Origin of the sequence: Leptospira noguchii serovar Panama str. CZ214 (assembly GCF_000306255.2) — a bacterium.
Taxonomy (GTDB): domain Bacteria; phylum Spirochaetota; class Leptospiria; order Leptospirales; family Leptospiraceae; genus Leptospira; species Leptospira noguchii.
Genome location: NZ_AKWY02000009.1, coordinates 1 through 20148, shown reverse-complemented (window position 1 = coordinate 20148; position 20148 = coordinate 1). Strand labels below are relative to the sequence as shown.

The following is a 20148-nucleotide window of genomic DNA, read 5'->3' as shown; positions in this document are numbered from 1 at the left end:
TTTTATAAATTTCTAATGAATTTATTTCAAATTTTCCTTTTTATAGTTATTATCTTTTTTCCACTTTGGGGAAGAACGTCTGGTATATATTTAAAAGGAAAAGCGATTGTAGAAGGAGAAGTAGTTCGTCTTTCTTCCGTTGCGCGTGTTCCGGAAGGATTAGAAGATAGGATTCTTTTTAATAATCTAAAACGTCCTATCTTTGTGGATTCCAAAGATGTATCTAAAGTTTACGAGGATTTAAATCCAGTTGTAACCGGAAAAAAAACCCTTGTACTTCCTTTGAATTATTCTCTGGAGTCGAACGAAATCGTAGAGTCTTTATCGGAAGAAATTAAAAAAAAACATCCAAACGAAGAGTTTCGCCTAACGTTGTTGTCCGGAGATACTAAGGTTCCTTCGGAAGGAGTGGATCTTAGATGGGCCAATCTTCCTGCTCGTTTGCATCCGGGGCAGATTATGGCGTCTTTAGAAATTTTTTTTCAAAACCAAAAAGTACATACTTTGAGAATCCGCTTTCAAGTAGAACAGATGGTAACGGTTTTAAAATCAAAACGAACTTTAAACCAAGGAATTAAAATTACGAAGGAAGATTTTCAAGAAGAGGAAATATTTACTTCGGAGGAAATTTTAGATTCTCCTGGAAACGAACTTTTGGGTTCCACTCTTTTGAAAAATATGAACGAAGGCGAAATTTTCCGTAAAAAACACGTTCGTAAAATTCAAGACGTTCAAAGAGGAGGAGAAATTTTGATGATCTATCACAAAGGAAATCTAATCCTCAAAACAAAAGTAAAAGCACTTAGTTCCGGAAATATTGGAGAAGAAGTCCAGGTTACAACTCATTCCAGAGAAAATCAAATGAAAGTGAAAGTAGTGGATAAGAATACGGTGATTACGGAATGAAATTCGATTTTATCTATAAAAGAAATGTTGATCCGACTTTCCGAATTTTATACACAAATTTATTTGATATTTTTTTTCTTAATTTAAAGTTTATAAAACAATTGATTTACAGAAAATACATTTCGTTTCTTTTCTCATTTTTAAAAAATCAGTATCAAAAATTGAGAGTTTTTTTAGGAGATTGGTCAACAAATCACCGTTTAACGAATTTGGTTTCGATTTTTAAATTTCAAAAAAAAACCTTGATTTACTGCGGTGAGAGTCTAAAAGATAATTTAGAAAAATTTAATATTATAAATATAAAAATTTATAATACGTATATTGTACTATTTTTACAAACTTTGGTAGAAGTTTTAAGGTTGAGGGTAGGTTCTCTTGTTTGTTTCTTTTTATTAGGAAGCAACTTTTATTTAACCGCTCAGGATTCCTCACTTTGGACGGATAAAAATCCGTATTCGGTGCGTCAAAGTATGAAAGTGGGTTCTACTCTTTACGTTAAAATTAGAAATGGTCTTCAGGCGGAGTTTGAACTGGAATCCAACGCGGATGAAACATTGACTTTAAAAGCGATGCCTGATAAAAAGATCATTCCGGATATGCCTTCGTATAACAACGATCGTACGATCACTCGTAAAAATAAGGGGAAGATCAAATCTATCGGAAAAATAAAAGGAAATCTGACTGTTTTAGTAACCGCGATCAATCCTAATACTGGACTTTTGACCATTCAAGGACAAAAAGTAAACGTGATCAATGGGGAAGAAAACAGTCTTCTTTTATCCGGAACCGTTTCTCCCGAATTCGTGGAAAAGGATTTGTCTATCGATTCCGATAAAATTGCAAATCTTCAGTTAAATTTTAACGGTAAGATCAGACCTCAACAAGTAAGTCCGCCAATTTCTATCAAAACGATTACCAATCCAGACGGTTCCGTTACAACTAAGGCGGAACTTTCGGAAGAAGAAAAACAAAAACTGATTCTGAACCAACTGAACCGACTTTTGGGAGAATCACAATGAAATTTAAATATTCTATTTTTTGCATGTTTTTATCGAGTGGTTTTATTTTTTTAGGGACTGTTTTTTCCTTAAATTCTGCGGAACTGAGGTTAAAGGATATTGCAAGAATTGAAGGGGTCCGGGAAAATCAAATTACCGGTTACGGTATCGTGGTAGGTCTTCCCGGGACGGGAGATAGTAAAACTCCTTTTACGTCCGAAAGTATGAAAAATTATTTAAAGAACTTGGGGGTGGAAGCTAACCTCAAACCGGACCAAACTAGAAACATAGCTTCTGTTTTGATCACGGCTACGATACCAACTTATTCTCGTAAAGGAGATAAGTTAAACGTTGTAGTTTCTTCTATTGGAGACGCTAAGTCTTTGGAAGGTGGAGTTCTTTTACAATCTCCTTTAAAAACTGCCGGAGATAAAACTTATGCCGTTGCTTCCGGAGTGATTTCGTTTGGAGGAAGGCAAGAACAGGAGCGTGGAAATAGTTCTAGAGGAAATAAAAAAACGGTAGGGGTAGTTCACGGTGGTGCGATCGTCGAACAAGAGTTAGATCAGAATTTTTACGCTTCTGAAAGAGTTCAGATACAACTTGAAAATCAAGACTTTACAACTTTAAACGCGATCGTTTCTAAAATCCGTTCTATTCTTCCGGGAAAACATGGAATTGGACCCGAGTCCGTGGTTCCTATTTCTCCTTCCGAAATTAATATCGTCCTAGGAAAAAGTTTCGAAAATAAATCGGATGCTTTTTTAACTTTGTTAAGCGACATCGAAAATCTGACTGTAGAAACACAAGTAAAACCTAAAGTAGTTATTAACGAAAGAACCGGAGTGATCGTAATGGGAGGTAATATTACGATCGAAGAAGTTGCGGTTTCTCGTTCTGGTTTAAACCTTTCTGTAACGGATAAAAATAGAAGGCGTAATTGGCTTGGTAAAGAACAAGAACCCACTAAAAGTTCTTTTTTAATCGAGGAATCTACAAGCGTAGGAGACGTAGTGGAGGCCTTGAATAAGGTAGGCGCTTCTACAAAAGATATCATCGCGATTTTAGAAGCACTAAAAAAGTCGGGAGCGTTACACGCAGAATTGGAGATACAATGATGATCGATTCTATAAAAGATTATTCAAATAAACTAAATCTAATCGAAAAGCCGGAAGTAAAGAGTCTTCTAAACTTAGAAAAGAAAGGTAAGAGCAAATTTACTTTTCCAGAAATTTTACAGGAAGAGTTTAACGAAAAACTTTCTGGAAAAGTGAGTTCTTCCGAAATCAAACTTCCACATAATATTCAGGACGAAATCGCAGCTGATCCGTATCGCAAAAAACTATATTCAGCTTCCGTTGAATTCGAATCTATATTCGTAAAGATGATGTTAAACGAAATGAAAAAAACGGTGGAAAAATCCGGTCTGATCGACGGAGGATACGCGGAAGAAATTTTCGAAGATATGCTCTATGACGAATATTCTAAAAATCTTTCTTCCAATTCTTCTTTGGGACTTGCAGAACAGATTTATCAGTCTTTATCTTCCAACCTTCCTCCTTATCAAAAAATTGATCAAAAGGTTTAAAAATTGATTTCAATTTTAGAATCCTTCTGGTTTTGAGATGTCAAAATTTCTCGTAAAAATCTGAATGTGGAAACTCTTACATTTTTATTTGTAAATGAATCTAAAGGACTAATTTTGATTTTATTATTTCTTTTTTACTACTCAGACGTATTAAAATAGTACCAAGTTATTAACGACCGAATTTGCAAAAAAATAGAAGTATTTAAAAAATGCTTTAAATTCGCGATTTACGGCATTTTAGAGCAAGACCAAAACATTCAAATTTTTGAAACAATCAACCCAAGTATTCTATTTATGTGTCAGAGTAGTAAATTGTGGGAACTCATACAAACTAAATCATTTAAAAATCCGTAAGTCTCTTAAGATGTGGAAACTACCACAAAAATAATCTCAATTTTATGGAAACTCTTACGAATTAACGTAAGATCTACGTAAAAAAAATCAGGGCGAATCCGGCTTGCCACACACAGCCGGATCGGACCCTCTGGTCAAGTTAGTATATATAAAAAACTTTATATAATAATATTTTTAAGTTTTAATGTATGAAGAAATCTGTCGGCGGCCATAGAGGCGATGTATTGAGTTCAAAAAGCAGCGTTCTGCTGAGTTTGAGAAATTCCACTCGCATCGATCCCTTTCGCGTTAATTTACGTTACGAATCAAGATTTTACGGATTGATTAAATGGGGTATTGTTACTAGAAAATTTCAATTTGCCTAGACGATGTAGGTTCGTATAACAACATCATTTGAATTCCGTATTCAAAAAAATGACGAGTGCCGTTGCGGCGATTTCGTTCGGCCTCATCTTTTGGGCCGGACCAGTTGGTTTGATTCCGCTTCTCGTTTTACCTTATACTCAATACAAAAATCATAATATAGTAGAGGGCATTCGTACTGAATACGAAACTCAATATTGTGAACTGTAACAACTTCGTATAAATTTAAAAAATTAAGAATCGATCAAATCGCTGAACTTAATTGCATCCAGATCGTGTTGTAGTTTTTCTTCCGTTTTTTCGATTTTAGAAACGATGTTTGTTGGAAATAGTTTTAAATTTTGATCTCCTGTTAAAAGAGGCTCCGGAACTTTTCGATATACGTCCGCGATACTTAGATCCACAGGAGAGGCAATCGGAACAAATTCATTTTTTTTAGTTTCGGACAATAATTCCAGTTCACAGAGTTTTTTGGTAAGGACCGGAATCTCCTCTTCTTTTAAACCGGAAACGGAAGAAAGTTCAACACAAGAAGAGGGAACTTTTTTTTCTTTTTGGATTTTATAAGCAGATTTTAAAGTCAAAATTAATTTTCTGAACTCATTGCTAGGCGAAGTATTCATTTCGTCCAGAGAATGTAAAGGAGCGATGTATCTTTCTCTAAACTGAAGGCAAGCGGTGATCTCTGCTCCAAATAAAACAATTAGAGAAAGTGAATATACTCCTAAAAGAAAAATCGGAATAGCGGCTAACGCTTTGTAGATGATCATCGTTGTTTCACTAAAAGATAAAATATACACTTGAAATGCCCAAAGAAAAACTAGAAAGATGATTCCAGTAACCGCGGCACCTACGGAAGACGCTTTTAAAGGAACCTTCGTGTTTGGAATCAAGGAATAAAGGCTTAGAAAAAAGAGCCAAATTCCGGAGAGAGGAAATAAAATTCTTAAAAAAGAATAAATCGTAAATACGCTATCTCCTCCTGTGATTAGGGTTGTTGCAAATTTTTGGTCCTTAGATTCAGTTACGCTGATGGTGCGGTATTCGCCTATGTTGAGTATTTTAATTTGTCCGTTTTCTTTTCTTTCTAAAAGAAGATTGGCCCATAACTTGCCGTTCATAGGAGTATAAAACGGGTTCCAATGTTCTCCCAAATCCGTTGAAATGAGTATATTTCCTAAACTATCCATTAGAAATAATTCCGTAATATCAGTTCCAGTAAAAGACCAGATTCGTATAAAGTTGTATCGTTTATGACTCAGTTGTATCCAGGTGTTTCCTCCGTCAGTAGAACGATACAAAGCTCCTCTTTCTCCAGCTAAAAATATTTCTCCATTTGTAGTTTTATGAATATCATGAAATGCTAAATGAGTTAGCCTATTTGGATAAAAATTAAAACCTCCATCGTTACTGTTCCAAACCGTACCAGATTCGTCTGCGATATAACCGTTAAATTCGTCTGGAAAATAAATTTTAGAAGCGTTCATTTTTAATCTATCTTTGAAAATCGGTTTAAAAGAAATTCCTTCTGGAATGTAATGAAGAACTTCTCCGTTTTTGAATATAATAAAAATGTTATTTGAATTAATTACTTCCATGTCTTTTAATTCAACGCCCTCGAAAGAGGCCAGTCTCCAGACGGGAGATTCTAAAGTTTTGATTAAAAGTAATCCTTTTGCGGAAAGGGCATAGATAATTCCATCTCGGATTTTAATTTTAACAAAATCGGAAGTTCCTATATTTGGTTTTTTACAGAAGTCAAGTCTTCCGCCTAACGCGTCTAAACATTTCATATTTTCAAAATCGATTTCTTCTTCCCGGATCGAATATTCCTTTTTGAGATTTGAGTTCATTCGAAATAAGGTTCCGTTTTCTCCACTCACCCAAATTTTTTCAGATGGATCTTTTTCCATGGAAAAATAATGAGAAGGTCTAAAAAAATCGATGGTTCTTTTGGCAATTCCTTCCACGATCACAAAAAGAAGTGGGCCTATGGCTAATACAAAAAAATAAAATATTAATTTTTGAAATAGAGATCTATTAGAATGAATTTTCCAAATTCCGTTAAATGCGTTTTCAAGAGAACGTAAAACCGCGGTTGCCGAAAATACTAGAGTTATAAATCCGATCGCTCCAATTTGGGAAGCAGTATCGATAAGATCGCCGATTGTTTCCAGATACGGATTGATGTCTATGCTGATGTTACTTTGTAAGATGAACGTGTTTATCGTATCAAAAATTTCTTCTTTTCTGTTTTCTAAACCGGATGTGATCGTAATCAAAGACAACGCAACCGTAAGCATAGGAATCAAGGACACGATTGTAGTATAGGAAATTCCGGAAGCCTGCATAAGGCAGTCGTCCTTAATAAAACGATACGCGGAACCCAAGATGATCCGTATGAATATTACGAAGGTTCTTAAAAACCCTTTTTCGGGGATCTTGTCTGAATCGGTTAACCAACCTGGTTTAAAAAAATATAACATTATTCAATCCCCTTGAAGCAGTACAGAACCATAGACGAAGTCAAGGGTCTGTTTTGTTTTTTGAGTTTGCTTTTCCAATGATAAACACTGATTCGAATCCATTTCCAATATTCATTCCAAGATTTGAAATTTCCTCTGGACTTAAGTAATTTTGCGAATAATGAAAAATCTACTCCGAGATAAGTGATAGAATCTCTAAAACCAAAACGATCAAGAATTTTTTTCAGATTCGATTCCGAATAATAATAAAAATGTCCTGGAAGATAGTAGTGATAGTCTGTGCCAGCATCAATCGCTTGCCAACCTTCAAAGTTTGCGGTTTGTATTAGTAATAATCCCCCTGGTTTGAGAATTCTACTTAACTTTTCAAAAACTTTTTCTGGATCAGAAAGGTGTTCTATCACCTCTACCAAAGTAATTACGTCAAAAAAATTTTCTGGAAGATCAACGTCTAAAAATTCTCCCGTATATACTTTCAATCTTCTGGACTTGGCGACTTCCGCAGAATAGGAAGATATTTCTACCCCTGTTACTTGAAAACCGGCTTCTTTTGCACAGTTTAAAAAACCTCCAAAAGAACAGCCAACGTCTAAAAATTCTCCGCTTGATTTAAATTTTTGGATGTTTTTAATTCTGGCTTTCCAAACATATCGATCGAATTTTTCGGTTTGTCTTTCGTCTCGGTAAGAAAAGTTAGCGTTACCAGAATAATATTCTTCTGTATATAGTTCAGAAGGTTCTGGTCTAGGGTATTGGGTCTGTAGACCACAACTTAAACATAAGTAAATTGGAATATTGTAATATTTAAATGTTGAATTGTAGAGGAATTTCCAGTCTTTTTTTTGACAACAGGGGCAGGTTTCGTTTATAGTTTTGCCAGAAAAATCCAATGACAGATCCTTTCTTCTAGTTTTCCTAAAGGAGTTCTTTCCGTATAGCCAAAGTCTATATAGGAAAAACCCTTTAAATCTTCTTTCAATTCTTCTAATGTATAAAAACGAGTATAGGCGCCTTTAAGATCTGTAGTGCCGACTACGGTTTCTTGAACTTGGAGATGTGTGTCTCCTACCGCTCTGACCGAACCAGCTAGATAACCACCTTTCTTGAGAATTCTCATTTTTTCCTTGAGAATGTTTTTAGCTGATTGGATTGAATTATAGTGTAAAACTCCCCAACTTACGATTACGTCAAAAAAATTCTCTTCAAAAGGAAAGGGCGGATCACCACCTAACGATGTTTTAACGAAAGGAAACGTTTCTTGAACCGTTTTGATGGAATTTTCGGTGTAATCCGTGGCGTAAACTTGATAACCGAATTCGTTTAACAAAACACAATGTCTACCGGAACCGGTTCCAAAGTCTAAGGCCTTTCTTTCTTCTTGTTTGTTAAAATCGATTTTAGAAAGCATTCTGACCAGATTTTCGTCAGGATAAACAAGTCTGGATTTCGTTTTGGTGTAATGAAAATTCCAGGCAGAACGAGAAGAAGATTCAGACGGATTCAAATTTACCTTCTAATCTTTGGAGAACGGATTCTTTCCATTGAACTAAGGTTTGGTGGTTTTCTTCCGGGCCTAAGATTCCTATACTTCTAGTACGAACTCCGTTTCCTTCGTTTGTCTTTAAAACGTCTTCCGGTTGTTTCAATTTACAATCGAAGAGCAGCTTTTCTTTTCCGTTAACGTGGAATTCGGAATGTCCTACGAGTTTGGATTTTCCTTCGGGAGGAGCAGAGAAAAAAATTCCAGCGTATTGATTGGAAATTTTAAAATAGTTTGGAAAAGGTTTAATTTTTTCTCCTACAAGAAGTTTTACTAAATTCTCAAAATAAGAGGAACCAAAATAATTTGGAATTAAATTGTCCGCTAAAAATTCTCCTCCTACTTCTGGAACGGCTTCAATCAGATAAATTTCTCCTTGTGGATTGATTCTAAATTCTGCAACAAAAGGACAATCATTCATTTTGGTAGCTGCTATCAAAGCTCTACAATTGAGTAAAATTTCTCCAATCAATTCCGAATGTAAAAATGGAAGAGTATGAGCAATTTCTAAATAAGGTGCGTAACTAGTCACATCCTTATGAGAAATGGATGCAGGAAAAAATTCTCTGTTTTGGATAAGTCCACAGACCGTAATTTCAAAACCAGGGATAAATTCTTCAGAGATCCATTCTTCTGGATTCGCGTTATGCGCTTTTGATTTCTTTTTGGGTAATTTCGGGATCTTTTTTTTGGATTGAAGAAAGTTTTCCCATTCTTCTAAATTGTGAAAGGTTCTAATTCCTTCTTTACCGTTTCCGCGGGAAGGTTTATATACAAAAGGGAATGGATGTTTGGAGTTTGTATCGTAGTTTTGAGGTGTTAAAATTCCAACTCTGTTTGCGGTTTCTTTGAGTTTATTTTTATCGGAACAAATCTCCACACATTTAAGACTAGCATAACGTAATTTCAATTTGTCCGCAATATAAGAGGCCGTATAAGTCGCTTTTCCGAAAGAACGAGTGCCTATCCCGAGTATATTACCTTGGAGAGGAATTTCGGAAATCGTTTTTAGAATTTTACGATATTCTGTAATGGATTCCATGATTCTGAGAGAGGAGATATTGAGTCCGGGCGCACGATCGCTTTGGTCCACTGCAATCACTGAGTAACCCAGTCTGTTCGCTGCCGAAATCAAAGGAACTTGATTGGGTCCCGCGCCGATCGAAAGGAAGTAGTCTTTCATCTTCTGTAGATTTTTGTTAATACATAAGAAAGTCAAAGGATTTTTGAGACGTGAATGTTGAGGGACAAGAAGCGCCGCAGCCAACGGGCGCTTCCGATATTTGGAAAGCCGGTTTGTTTCGTTTCTTTTTAGTGATGCGAATCGAACGTTTTCTTTTCTTGAAAGCGAATCGACTCACAACATTTTAGATCGATCTATCATAAAGAATTCGAAAGCCGCCCGCTTTGACACCTCCGGGTTTGAAGTTTTGCGAGAAGATGACTAGTTTGTCGTCTCCGTTTTTCTCCAAACTGGTTTTCCAGTCCCAACGAGTTTCGGGAGTTTCTCCTCCGTAGTGGCCGGTAAAGGACCATTCCGAGGAGCCGGGATTTCCTTCGGAAAACATAATTCCAGTTCCCATTCCAAAGGACTCGACCCAAGCGGATTCGTATCTTTGTTTGTCTATGTGATAACCGTAGATAGCAATTCCTTCGAGGGGTTCTCCTTTGAAACTTCCTTTGTATTCGTGAAGCAGAAATCTTCCGCCTAACACGAGTTTAATGGTTCCGGAGATCGGAGATTCGTCCGCTATTTTTCCTTCTTCGAAAATCATTTGGGTGACACCCTTCCAATTTCCGACTAGAGATTCCATTTCCTTGTGAATTCCTTCCCGTTTACTTTGTTCGAATTTTTCCTTACTCATGCCGAGCAAGTAGGGAGTAACCTATAAGGAAATCAAGAAGAATTACGGACCCGTTTCCTTGAATGAAGCTTGTTCCGGACGATTCTTACTGAACTTCAAATTCAACGCTGACTCTTGCTTGGATCGTTCTTTCTCCAATCGAAATAGGAGACTGATCGGAAGCTTCTCTTCCTTTCATAAAATAAACTACTTGGGGTTGTAACATAGAATCGGATTCTACTATTTTGATTGAGGTTACGTTTGTTTTTCCAATAGATTTTGCCAGAACCAGAGCCTTGTTTTTTGCGTCTTCGTAGGCGGAGGTTAAGGCTTCTTTTTCTTGTTTTTTAGTAGAATCCGCTTTAAATTCGATTCCGCTGACTGCATTGATTCCTAACTTTTGAACTTCCAACAGTAAATCCTTATACAGTTTGAGATCTCTGAGTTTAAGTAGGATTCCAGAAGATGCAAGATAAGGTCTTTGTTTTCCTTCTTGTAGATATTGTCTCTGAAGAGTGTAATCTGTACTATAAATATCTTTATTAGAAATTTTGAATCTTTTAGAAAGTGCTTGAATTACGTTAGACGTTCTTTCTAGGTTTTTTTCTTGAGCTACTTTGGGGTCCGGATCTTCCACTTCAACGGAGAAATTGATTTGAACGTAGTCGGTTTCTACAATTGCAGAACCACTTCCGGAAACGGTGATCGTTTGTTGTTTGTTTTCGGAGTAAATTCCAGAGGTGATAAGTAAAATCGACAAAATTACGAGGACTTGTTTCATCATAGTTTGTGAATGATTTTTTAAGATCAATCTGTTGCCTACAAAAAAAGGCGGAAGAGGAAAACCTCCGCCGCCTTTTGCGATTGGAAAAGAATAGGTTGGATGAATTACATCATTCCGCCCATTCCTCCCATACCGCCGCCGCCCATTCCCGCCATTGGGTTTGGAGCGTCTTTATCCGGTTTGTCTGTGATCGTAACTTCTGTGGTTAAAATCATAGAACCGATGGAAGCAGCATTTTGAAGAGCGGAACGAACTACTTTTGCAGGGTCTACAACTCCGGCTTGGATCATATCTTCCCAAACCATAGTGAGGGCGTTAAATCCTTCGTTTCCTTTTTTAGCCTTTGCGTGTTCTACGATTACCGAACCTTCTAAACCAGCGTTTGAAGTAATCATACGAATCGGTTCTTCCAAAGCTCTAAAAATGATTTTTGCTCCGGTAGCTTCGTCTCCTTCTAGTTTGAGGGAGCCTACTGCTTCTTGTGCTTTGAGAAGAGTTAAACCACCACCTGGAACGATCCCTTCTTCTACTGCGGCACGAGTTGCAGAAAGAGCGTCTTCTACGCGTGCTTTTTTCTCTTTCATTTCTACTTCGGTAGCCGCACCTACGTGGATCACAGCAACACCACCCGCAAGTTTAGCGAGTCTTTCTTGTAGTTTTTCTCTATCATATTCGGAAGTTGTGTCTTCGATTTGTTTTTTGATCTGACCGATTCTTCCTTGGATCTCTTTTGTCTGGCCTTTACCTTCGATGATCGTAGTATTTTCTTTATCAACGGTCACTTTATTTGCACGGCCCAACATTTGAAGAGTGGTGTTTTCCAGTTTCATTCCTAGATCTTCTGAGATCACTTGTCCACCGGTTAGAATCGCAATGTCTTCCAACATCGCTTTTCTTCTATCTCCGAAACCTGGAGCTTTTACCGCAACACAAGAAATGGTTTTTCTGAGAGTGTTGACTACGATAGTAGCGAGCGCTTCTCCTTCCACTTCTTCGGAAATGATCACTAGAGGTTTTCCGGCTTGAGCTACTTTTTCTAAGATATGGATCAGGTCCTTCATAGAAGAGATCTTCTTGTCGTAGATCAGAATGAAAGGATCATTCAGAGTAGCTACCATAGATTCTGCGTCGGTTACCATATAAGGGGAGATATAACCTCTGTCGAACTGCATTCCTTCTACAACGTCAAGAGTGGTTTCGATAGATTTTGCTTCTTCTACGGTGATCACTCCGTCTTTTCCAACTTTATCCATTGCATCTGCAATAAGATTTCCGATCGTATTATCGTTGTTAGCTGAAATAGCTGCAACGTTTGCAATATCTTTTTTGTTTTCGATTTTAACCGCTCTTTTTTGGATACTTTCCACAGCTGCGGTAACCGCTTTGTCGATTCCTCTTTTGAGTGACATAGGGTTTGCGCCAGCGGTTACGTTTTTTAGACCTTCGTTGATAATGGATTGTGCGAGAATGGTTGCAGTTGTAGTTCCGTCTCCAGCGACATCATTTGTCTTAGTGGAAACTTCTTTTACCATTTGAGCTCCCATATTTTCCAACGGATCTTCTAGTTCGATTTCTTTTGCAACGGTAACACCGTCTTTAGTGATGGTCGGTGCTCCGAATTTTTTATCGATTACTACGTTGCGCCCCTTAGGCCCAAGAGTAACTTTGACTGCGTTTGCGAGTTTGTTCACTCCTTCGAGGAGTTTACGTCTTGCCGTTTCGTTATATTCAATATCTTTCGCCATGATTTAACTCCTGATTATTTTTTAACTACGGCCAGAATATCGCTTTCACGGATGATAAGATATTCTTTGCCTTCTGATTTGATTTCAGTTCCGGAATACTTTCCGTAAAGGACCGTATCGCCTACTTTTACTTCGAGAGGGATGAGTTTCCCGTCTTCATATTTACCGCTACCGATTTCGACAACTTTCCCTTCTTGTGGTTTTTCTTTTGCCGTATCAGGAACGAAAATGCTACCGATCTTTTCCTCGGCTTCCTGTCTTGGTTCTACGAGGACTCTGTCACCCAGAGGTTTAATCGATGCCATAGACTGACTCCTTAAAATTATAAGATTAGCACTATATTCGTGAGAGTGCTTATATAGTTTTTCATTAAAAAAAAATGCTTGGAAAGCGTCAAGCACTTTCGCTATGAGAGTGCTAAGCGGATAGGAAGTTTAGTTTAATAAAAGTTTCGTTTTTGAATGAAGTTGTAAAGTAACTAACACAAATCCGGATCTTACAGATAAATTCTTAAAATGTGGGAACTACCACCAAGTTAAGATTTTACGAATAAATTTTAAAATTGTAGAAACTTATACTTTTGGAAAATTCTTTCTCATTTTCTTACCTCGAACTCACGTTAGTTTAAAAAGTAGGAGCTACTGCAAAATTTGGCTGTAGTTACGACCTTATAATATAATTTGCGGGAACTCTTCTTTAAGGATTGTTTCATTCAAACAAAAACACTTTCAATGTCCTTCCTTTTGATTACAGATCGAAATAAATGAGTACAGACTAAAATTAGTAACGAGAAGTGAAGAAATATGAAAGTGACTCAGGGGTGGATATTACAATTTGAGGAGTGATATATAGGCCCGGAGAATTTCCCCAACAAATTAAAATGGGATACACGAAATACTAAACAATCTCTTGGAGTAAATTTCATTTCGTAAATTCCAAAGAATGGATGAAATGAAAAAAACTCCGAATAAAATAAATACCGAATGGAAGGAGTCAATGTTTTTTGTCGGAATAGTTCCAAAGAAAAGGACGGGCCAAGTGTCTCAAATTTAGTTGTCGAGCAATCGGTTGAGTTTAATTCAAAACAATGATTTTCTGATAAATCGAGCGTGTAATGACGCAAGTCTACCATAAGCGCAGTCGCATTGTAGTAAAAATACAATTGGGATAGTAGGGTGGAAAAAAATGCAGAGACAAATAAAATTATTATGAAACGCATCAATAAAACACTCTTTGAATATGTTTCGCATAACGTTTTAGTATGTCATTGAACTCAGAAAACTTACGATGTAAAAAAAATGCGGAGAAATCTTAGTTAAAAAATTTAGTTCGCACTGATAATTGTTTCCAATTCTGTAGATTCAAACATGTCAATGGGTGAAATTACGGGTTCTGAATAAGGAATATTATTTCCATATCTTTTTTTCATTAGAGATTGTACTTGCGGAAAAGATAAATTAAAATCTTTTAAAGTCTTTAGTTCACCTAATTTTTTCCCTGTTGTTTTATTATATAGTTTCCAAATTAATTCAGTACAATAAATCCGATCATCAGACCAACCAAAATATATGTCGTAATGTTTTCCTAAAAAAGATTCACCGTATCTTTTCATTTCAGCCAACTTATTTTTCGAGAGAATGTCATTTCGGTTTTTTAGACGTTTGATAACATAATGATACTTTTTTCCTCGTTTAATAAAAGCAGAAAGGGGAGTAAGTTTTACTGGTTCTACAGCTTCTAAAACTTTATATTCGTTTCCGTATTTGAAAATAATACCCACATGGGTATAAGGGGATCGAGTTGCTAATCGGATCGCTTTACTTTGTTCAGAATTGGATTCATGGAATATAATATCTCCTTCAATTATATTAGAATTATCTAAATCTGCTGCTTTTAGAGCAATACAAGAAACACTGAGAAATATTAAAATAAATCTTAACTTTTTATACATGAGTTAACCTTTAAAAAAATAAGTAATTACGTTTAAAAATACATATACATTTTCTGAAGTCATTTATCAGCTAAATACTTTTAAAATTGCAAGACTCAGTTATTGCCATAAAACTAAAAGACTGTCTATATACTAATATAATTAGAGTTGTTGAAAAATTAATTTTCTTTTGTTTATTCATTAAAACAAATGAATAAAATCGTTTGTAGATATGAATTTTTTCACCAACTTTATTTATTGAATATGAGTCATTTTTGAAAAACTTACCGGCTATATAAAGAAAAACTGTAAGAGTAAAATTTATCGAGATTCTAATTGCATTTGATCCATTTTTATTTATCTCTTTTTACCAGAGATTTATAAAATTATTGACTTACAAATTTATTATTTCAATTTCGCTCAACGTATATAGATGAATTGTGTTATTAGAGTCTGTTCCAAAATCGCCGAGGGATCTTGTAGATGCGAGACGTTTTAGTTTTACAAAAATGTGGGAACTACCACTGAAAGTTGAATGATCAGTACAGTTTCTGGATCTATAAGAGACGTAATTTGTAGGAGCTACTGCAAAATTTGGCTGTAGTTACGACCAAACTTTATATAGTTTTGAATACTTTTTTAGAAGAATGTAATTGAGACAAAAATATGGGGACTCTTACTTTTAGAAAAATTTTTATGATATGTTTTATAAAATCCTACTGAATTTCTAAAAATGGCCGCAGTTCCGACCCAGATTAAATTAGAAAAACAAGCTGCGTTTGGAATCAAATTTTTGGAGAAAGTAAGATTATGATAAGATGTAGGAACTCACACAGAAACTAGAATAATAAAAGAATGTTAAAAAACTGTAAATCATACAATACGGCGATTTCTGTGGGAACTACCGCATTTTATAAATACTTGGCATTTAGATTTGTTTTGGAATTCTCTCCATCAAATCCGTTTTAAAAAGGAAAACATGTTTCAAAAAGAAAATCTAGTACGTGTGCGAGAACTTAATCAAAAACCAATATTAGAAGAAAAACCTTATATTCTTTATTGGATGTCTATGGCCAGAAGACTTGCTTGGAATCATTCTCTGGATTATTCGATTCATCTTTCCCAAAAATACAAAAAAGAACTACTGATCTATGAACCTCTCAAAATGAATTATCCTTGGAGTTCTCCTAGGTTGCACAAGTTTATTTTAGAAGGAATGTCGTCTAACGTAAAAGAGGCGAAAAAATTAGGTCTTACTTATCGGGCATTTGTAGAAACTCAAGGAAATCCAATCGAAGAAACGTTTGAAAAAATTAGTTCCGAGGCTGCGTTGGTAATTACCGATGATTATCCAGCGTATATTGTTCCAGAATTGTTAGAGCAGTTTTCAAAAAAACTTAAATGTAAGCTTCTTGTAGTAGATTCCAATTCGATCATTCCACTTACTTTTTATGGAGAGTTTGCTTCGGCAGCAAGAATTCTCAGACCTAGAGTCCACAAATTGTTTCCAGAAGTTTGGAAGTTCCGGTCTTTTCATAAGCCGAATAAACCATTTCGAGAAAAAGAAAATTCCTGGCTCGAAAAAAATCCAAATTCTCCTTTAAAAAAAAATGTTTGGTTTGAAGGTGGCGAAGATCAAATTTCTAGAATATGTAATAATTGTAATTTTGATTTTCAAAATATTTTCCCGGTCCCTGGAAAAAAAGGAGGTAGAGAAGAGGGAATAAGGCTTCTACAAAAATTTTTAAAACGTGGGTTATCTGGTTATGCAGAACTTAGAAGTAATCCTAGGCCACCGGAAGAATCTTATTCTTCTTTTTTATCTCCATATCTACATTTCGGACATATATCTCAAGAAGAGATCGTAAGCGAAGTTTTAAATTGGAATTTGGATGGACCTTGGACTCCTGGAGTTATTATTCCTGAAAATAAAAATAGAAAAGAAGGTTACTTTCATTCAGATCCGAACGTGAATTCTTTTTTAGATGAACTCATAACGTGGAGAGACGTAGGTTTTTTGATGTTTTGGAAAAAACCTTCTTTTAGAAAAGACCTTTCTATTCTTCCAGATTGGATTCAAAAAAATTTAGATTTTCATAAAAACGATATTCGTCCTTATATTTATACAAAAGATCAATTGGAGAGTTCAAATACACATGATGTAATTTGGAACGCTGCCCAAAAAGAACTCGTTCTAACCGGATCGATGCACAATTATCTGCGAATGCTTTGGGGAAAAAAGGTCATTGAATGGTCTCCTGACTATCAGACTGCATTTAAAATATTAGAAGAATTTAATAATAAATACGCATACGATGGGAGGGATCCAAATTCGTATACTGGAATTTTATGGTGTTTCGGTTTGTTCGATCGTCCTTGGTTTCCCGAAAGGGATGTTTTCGGAACCATCCGTTATATGTCCTCGGATTCGACGAAAAAAAAATTCAAACTTCAAGCGTATTTGGATTATATTCAATCGTTGGAAGAAAGGAATGATAAAACAAATTCTCATTTACTTTTTCCTACATAATATATTTTGAATTTTATCGTAAGATTATTCGTTTAAATTCAGTATTTTAGATATTGATTGTGTAGTTTTTTGTAATAAACTATTTTGATTGAATTCAGTGTAGTAATTTCATTGATACATGTTTGTTGTAACTAGAAAAATATAAATGAAACGGTTGGATCTATTTTTTAAAAAACTAAATGATGTGAATTAACACGAAATGGATCGATGAATGAACTCAACACAACGCTTTCCTGAACTCAGCAAAACGCTTTTTACGAAAGCGTTTTAGGTCGTTCGAAGTAACTCAGCACAACGCTTTCCTATGGGTCGCGTTGTAGGTCAAGTTATTAGTATTTTATAAAAATTGAATCTGATTCTGGAATTTCATAATAACTTGACCAGAGCGGAGAGCCCGGATTCGCCCAAATTTTTTTACGTCAAACTCACGTTATATATACAATATCTAAGATCTATCAAGAGCTTGTCGAAGACTTAGAATCGATCGCTTTTGAGTTTTAGACGAGTTTTCACAGATTGTGTCATATAGTTAATAAACGAGTTTTTTAACAGTTCAATCTTTGTATGACAATCTCGAAATATATTTCTATTTTTATAAGCATTGTAAAAAAGTTAAAAATTTGATTTTGTTAATCTCTATAAAATTGAGCACTAAATTGATTACAAAGGCTTGTTTTGATGCAAAATACAATGTATGATTTCAGGAATAGCTGATTTTAAACTGAGTTCAAAACGAAAGAAATTTTTTTATTAGAGAATAATTCTCCATCCATTTCTGTTTCATAGAAACGATCGATTGAAGCAGTTTTGTTATTTGCTACTATGAAATTTTTCAACAACTCTATTATTTTTAAAGTATAACTTTAAAATGAAACGTTATTTTTTTAGATAAAATTTTTGACTTTGATTCTATTGATTTCATAGAAGATAAGATTTGTCGTTCAAATGCTTGATTTTTGATACTGGAGTCCGTAGAATCGTAGAAAAGAGGATTGGCAATTATGACAACCGAAACCGCTTCGAAAACATATACAACTTTTAAAGAATTTTGGCCTTTCTATTTAGGCGAACATTCTCATCCCGTAAATCGCGCTTTGCATTTTGTGGGAACGTCTTTTGCAATTGGATGGATTTTGACCGCGATCATCAATCTCAATCCGTTCTATATTTTTGCGGCCTTGTTTTCCGGTTACTTTTTTGCTTGGATCGGTCATTTTTTTGTAGAGAAAAACCGTCCGGCTACTTTTACTTATCCGTTTAAATCTTTTATGGGAGATTGGGTGATGTATTTTTATATTCTTACCGGACAAATTGGAAAGGAATTGGAAAAAATTAGAAAAAAATAATATTCTAATTTTATAAAATATAAAGCATGGGTTCCCACCATTTTTCTGAAAAAATTCTGATTTTGTGTGGGGTTCTTACGTGTTAAGTCGAAAAAAGTTTTCGTTTTTATTAGTGTTACTACCATTCCTTTTTTTTACGATCAATTCCTGTAGCAGAATTTGGTCTATTGGGATCTTAAATCAAAAAGATAAAACAGTAACCCTAATTCTTAAATTACAGATCCCAGTTTCACAACATCATTTTCAATCTTGGATTACAGGACATCATTCTAAAAATCTAAGATTGATTTCCGAAATTGGTTTCGGATCAGATCGGAATCGATTGAGTATTCGAATCGATCGAAGTTTGAAGAAAAAATACAATTGGAGAACATTCAATATAATGAAGGTCTTGGAGAAGTTTTTTTAGAACTGAGTCCTAAATATGCTTATTTCATAGGTTGGAGTATGAACAATAATTATCCCGGAAGTCTTATCTATCATTATTCCGAGATTCGAGTTGAATCTTCTGTGGGCAAAATTGTATATAACGGAGAGGAAAATTGTGAACGCTTTTCAATATGATGAGGATTGCGAATGTTTGCTTTGGACTTTAAATCATTAAACAAAACAAGAGCATATTTACAATCTAATAGAGTTGTTGAAAAATTGGTAAAATTCTTGTACCGATACCTGAAGATACAACTCTATGTGTAATGATATCGAAAGAAAAAGTTTTAAAGAATCTTAGAATGTCGCAAGCCTTGCTTGGTGTCTCCCATCAAGAATTCAAAACACTCTGCGTACCCTTTGGCCTTGCGTATTTATCTTTGAAAGAAGAAATAAAACATAATTTTACCAAAGGTAGAAAATCAATCTTACAGGATATAGAAGAGAATTTATTTTTTATTCTTTTTTATCTAAAAACTTATCCGACCTACGACGTCTTGGGAGCGGTATTTAAAATGGATAGGACTACTGCTTGTAAGTTGGTAAAGCTTTTGGCGGAAGTTTTATTTCTTTCACTTGGTTCAATGAATACTCTTCCCGCAAATGAAATTTCCGATCTCAAAAAAAAGTTGAAGAAGTTAAAAAAACTGAAGTATGTAATCATAGATGGAACAGAAAGGCCCATCAGAAGGCCAACAGGTAAGGATTTACAAAAAGAATTCTACTCTGGAAAAAAGAAAAGACATACGATTAAAAACTTAATTTTGACAAATAAAGATAAAGCAATCTTATTCTTATCGAACACGATATCTGGTAAAACGCACGATCTTAAAGTTGCGGAGAATACGATGATTACTTCTGCGATTCCTAAAGATGTGGTATGTATCCTTGACTCCGGTTTTGAAGGAATTGAAAAGACATCAAAAAAAGTGAATATTATCAAACCGAAAAAGAAACCTAAGAAAAGAGAACTTACCGCTACACAAAAAGCAAAGAATACAAGAATTAGTAAAAAAAGGATTTTCGTAGAAAATGCTTTTGCCGGTATTAAAAGATTTAGAATTACATCGGATGTCATTAGATGTTTTAGAAAAGACTTTAAACATCTCGTTTTTGTTTTAGCCGCAGGGCTTTGGAACCTTCATTTATTTTTTAATAAACGTTTTAATTACTAATTTTTCAACAACTCTAATATATTGAAAACTGAGTTTCTCTAAATTACGTTAATTCATTTATTGTTCTTGAATTTACTATTCGTTTTAATTAAAATTTTAAATTGTAATTTCAACAGCTCAAAAATATGTA

The 20148-nt window shown here is 35.0% G+C and carries 18 protein-coding genes and 1 pseudogene; 10 read left to right on the top strand and 9 right to left on the bottom strand.

Translation table 11 applies throughout. From position 1 onward, the window contains the following. The first annotated feature begins 15 nt into the window (after positions 1 to 15). From flgA to LEP1GSC059_RS23550, 5 genes are all read left to right on the top strand, one after another. The gene (gene flgA / locus LEP1GSC059_RS03935; protein WP_002177536.1) at positions 16 to 906 is read left to right on the top strand and encodes a flagellar basal body P-ring formation chaperone FlgA; all 891 of its coding nucleotides are present in this window, start codon (positions 16 to 18) and stop codon (positions 904 to 906) included. Then, positions 903 to 1925, top strand: a complete 1023-nt coding sequence (locus LEP1GSC059_RS03930) for a flagellar basal body L-ring protein FlgH (RefSeq protein WP_020980325.1) — start codon at positions 903 to 905, stop codon at positions 1923 to 1925. The genes flgA and LEP1GSC059_RS03930 overlap by 4 nt, the downstream gene beginning before the upstream one ends. Then, positions 1922 to 3022, top strand: coding sequence for a flagellar basal body P-ring protein FlgI (locus LEP1GSC059_RS03925; protein WP_004421391.1), 1101 nt, complete (start codon positions 1922 to 1924; stop codon positions 3020 to 3022). The genes LEP1GSC059_RS03930 and LEP1GSC059_RS03925 overlap by 4 nt, the downstream gene beginning before the upstream one ends. After that, positions 3019 to 3492, top strand: coding sequence for a rod-binding protein (locus tag LEP1GSC059_RS03920; protein WP_017214432.1), 474 nt, complete (start codon positions 3019 to 3021; stop codon positions 3490 to 3492). The genes LEP1GSC059_RS03925 and LEP1GSC059_RS03920 overlap by 4 nt, the downstream gene beginning before the upstream one ends. 768 nt (positions 3493 to 4260) lie before the next feature. Then, entirely contained in the window at positions 4261 to 4419 is a 159-nt protein-coding gene (locus LEP1GSC059_RS23550) for a hypothetical protein (protein WP_017214431.1), read from the top strand. A gap of 23 nt (positions 4420 to 4442) precedes the next feature. On the opposite strand, the gene LEP1GSC059_RS03915 is transcribed toward LEP1GSC059_RS23550, so the two are convergent. The 9 genes from LEP1GSC059_RS03915 to LEP1GSC059_RS03875 all read right to left on the bottom strand — a co-directional run bounded on the left by LEP1GSC059_RS03915 (position 4443) and on the right by LEP1GSC059_RS03875 (position 14559). Further along, positions 4443 to 6695: a YhjD/YihY/BrkB family envelope integrity protein gene (locus tag LEP1GSC059_RS03915; protein ID WP_020980322.1), complete on the bottom strand. Its 2253-nt coding sequence runs from the start codon at positions 6693 to 6695 to the stop codon at positions 4443 to 4445. Then, positions 6695 to 7585, bottom strand: coding sequence for a class I SAM-dependent methyltransferase (locus LEP1GSC059_RS03910; protein WP_017214428.1), 891 nt, complete (start codon positions 7583 to 7585; stop codon positions 6695 to 6697). Before LEP1GSC059_RS03910 ends, LEP1GSC059_RS03915 begins: the two co-directional genes overlap by 1 nt. Then, positions 7561 to 8199: a class I SAM-dependent methyltransferase gene (locus LEP1GSC059_RS03905; protein ID WP_017214427.1), complete on the bottom strand. Its 639-nt coding sequence runs from the start codon at positions 8197 to 8199 to the stop codon at positions 7561 to 7563. The genes LEP1GSC059_RS03910 and LEP1GSC059_RS03905 overlap by 25 nt, the downstream gene beginning before the upstream one ends. After that, positions 8186 to 9418, bottom strand: coding sequence for an ATP-grasp domain-containing protein (locus tag LEP1GSC059_RS03900; protein ID WP_036057028.1), 1233 nt, complete (start codon positions 9416 to 9418; stop codon positions 8186 to 8188). Before LEP1GSC059_RS03900 ends, LEP1GSC059_RS03905 begins: the two co-directional genes overlap by 14 nt. A 184-nt stretch (positions 9419 to 9602) precedes the next feature. Next, positions 9603 to 10100, bottom strand: coding sequence for a DUF1579 family protein (locus LEP1GSC059_RS03895; protein WP_017214426.1), 498 nt, complete (start codon positions 10098 to 10100; stop codon positions 9603 to 9605). 85 nt (positions 10101 to 10185) lie between these two features. Further along, the gene (locus LEP1GSC059_RS03890) at positions 10186 to 10860 is read right to left on the bottom strand and encodes an SIMPL domain-containing protein (RefSeq protein WP_004421242.1); all 675 of its coding nucleotides are present in this window, start codon (positions 10858 to 10860) and stop codon (positions 10186 to 10188) included. A gap of 107 nt (positions 10861 to 10967) precedes the next feature. After that, on the bottom strand, positions 10968 to 12608 hold the full coding sequence (gene groL / locus LEP1GSC059_RS03885; protein WP_002177547.1) for a chaperonin GroEL: 1641 nt from the start codon (positions 12606 to 12608) through the stop codon (positions 10968 to 10970). A gap of 14 nt (positions 12609 to 12622) precedes the next feature. Beyond that, positions 12623 to 12913, bottom strand: coding sequence for a co-chaperone GroES (gene groES, locus LEP1GSC059_RS03880; RefSeq protein WP_000146552.1), 291 nt, complete (start codon positions 12911 to 12913; stop codon positions 12623 to 12625). Positions 12914 to 13932: 1019 nt separating this feature from the next. Next, on the bottom strand, positions 13933 to 14559 hold the full coding sequence (locus LEP1GSC059_RS03875) for a YiiX family permuted papain-like enzyme (RefSeq protein WP_017214424.1): 627 nt from the start codon (positions 14557 to 14559) through the stop codon (positions 13933 to 13935). Between the two features lie 958 nt (positions 14560 to 15517). Here LEP1GSC059_RS03875 and LEP1GSC059_RS03870 point away from each other — a divergent pair. From LEP1GSC059_RS03870 to LEP1GSC059_RS03855, 5 genes and pseudogenes are all read left to right on the top strand, one after another. Beyond that, a complete protein-coding gene (locus LEP1GSC059_RS03870; RefSeq protein ID WP_036057037.1) occupies positions 15518 to 17068 on the top strand; it encodes a cryptochrome/DNA photolyase family protein in 1551 nt (516 codons plus the stop codon). A gap of 1001 nt (positions 17069 to 18069) precedes the next feature. Further along, positions 18070 to 18414 carry an Mpo1-like protein gene (locus LEP1GSC059_RS03865; protein ID WP_002177570.1) on the top strand — a complete coding sequence of 115 codons (345 nt, stop codon included), beginning with the start codon at positions 18070 to 18072 and terminating at the stop codon, positions 18412 to 18414. A 79-nt stretch (positions 18415 to 18493) separates the two neighbouring features. After that, positions 18494 to 18798, top strand: a pseudogene (locus tag LEP1GSC059_RS24610) (hypothetical protein); the annotation flags it as partial. After that, on the top strand, positions 18778 to 18978 hold the full coding sequence (locus LEP1GSC059_RS23545; protein WP_020980326.1) for a hypothetical protein: 201 nt from the start codon (positions 18778 to 18780) through the stop codon (positions 18976 to 18978). The pseudogene LEP1GSC059_RS24610 and the gene LEP1GSC059_RS23545, both read left to right, overlap by 21 nt. A gap of 131 nt (positions 18979 to 19109) precedes the next feature. Then, on the top strand, positions 19110 to 20018 hold the full coding sequence (locus LEP1GSC059_RS03855) for a transposase family protein (protein ID WP_002177898.1): 909 nt from the start codon (positions 19110 to 19112) through the stop codon (positions 20016 to 20018). Positions 20019 to 20148 lie beyond the last annotated feature (130 nt).

What these genes read in the sequence shown, in the direction of transcription:
- flgA (WP_002177536.1), top strand. Translation starts at nt 16, where the DNA reads ATGAATTTATTTCAAATTTTCCTTTTTATAGTTATTATCTTTTTTCCA.
- LEP1GSC059_RS03930 (WP_020980325.1), top strand. Translation starts at nt 903, where the DNA reads ATGAAATTCGATTTTATCTATAAAAGAAATGTTGATCCGACTTTCCGA.
- LEP1GSC059_RS03925 (WP_004421391.1), top strand. Translation starts at nt 1,922, where the DNA reads ATGAAATTTAAATATTCTATTTTTTGCATGTTTTTATCGAGTGGTTTT.
- LEP1GSC059_RS03920 (WP_017214432.1), top strand. Translation starts at nt 3,019, where the DNA reads ATGATGATCGATTCTATAAAAGATTATTCAAATAAACTAAATCTAATC.
- LEP1GSC059_RS23550 (WP_017214431.1), top strand. Translation starts at nt 4,261, where the DNA reads ATGACGAGTGCCGTTGCGGCGATTTCGTTCGGCCTCATCTTTTGGGCC.
- LEP1GSC059_RS03915 (WP_020980322.1), bottom strand. Translation starts at nt 6,695, where the DNA reads ATGTTATATTTTTTTAAACCAGGTTGGTTAACCGATTCAGACAAGATC.
- LEP1GSC059_RS03900 (WP_036057028.1), bottom strand. Translation starts at nt 9,418, where the DNA reads ATGAAAGACTACTTCCTTTCGATCGGCGCGGGACCCAATCAAGTTCCT.
- LEP1GSC059_RS03895 (WP_017214426.1), bottom strand. Translation starts at nt 10,100, where the DNA reads ATGAGTAAGGAAAAATTCGAACAAAGTAAACGGGAAGGAATTCACAAG.
- LEP1GSC059_RS03890 (WP_004421242.1), bottom strand. Translation starts at nt 10,860, where the DNA reads ATGAAACAAGTCCTCGTAATTTTGTCGATTTTACTTATCACCTCTGGA.
- groL (WP_002177547.1), bottom strand. Translation starts at nt 12,608, where the DNA reads ATGGCGAAAGATATTGAATATAACGAAACGGCAAGACGTAAACTCCTC.
- groES (WP_000146552.1), bottom strand. Translation starts at nt 12,913, where the DNA reads ATGGCATCGATTAAACCTCTGGGTGACAGAGTCCTCGTAGAACCAAGA.
- LEP1GSC059_RS03875 (WP_017214424.1), bottom strand. Translation starts at nt 14,559, where the DNA reads ATGTATAAAAAGTTAAGATTTATTTTAATATTTCTCAGTGTTTCTTGT.
- LEP1GSC059_RS03870 (WP_036057037.1), top strand. Translation starts at nt 15,518, where the DNA reads ATGTTTCAAAAAGAAAATCTAGTACGTGTGCGAGAACTTAATCAAAAA.
- LEP1GSC059_RS03865 (WP_002177570.1), top strand. Translation starts at nt 18,070, where the DNA reads ATGACAACCGAAACCGCTTCGAAAACATATACAACTTTTAAAGAATTT.
- LEP1GSC059_RS03855 (WP_002177898.1), top strand. Translation starts at nt 19,110, where the DNA reads ATGATATCGAAAGAAAAAGTTTTAAAGAATCTTAGAATGTCGCAAGCC.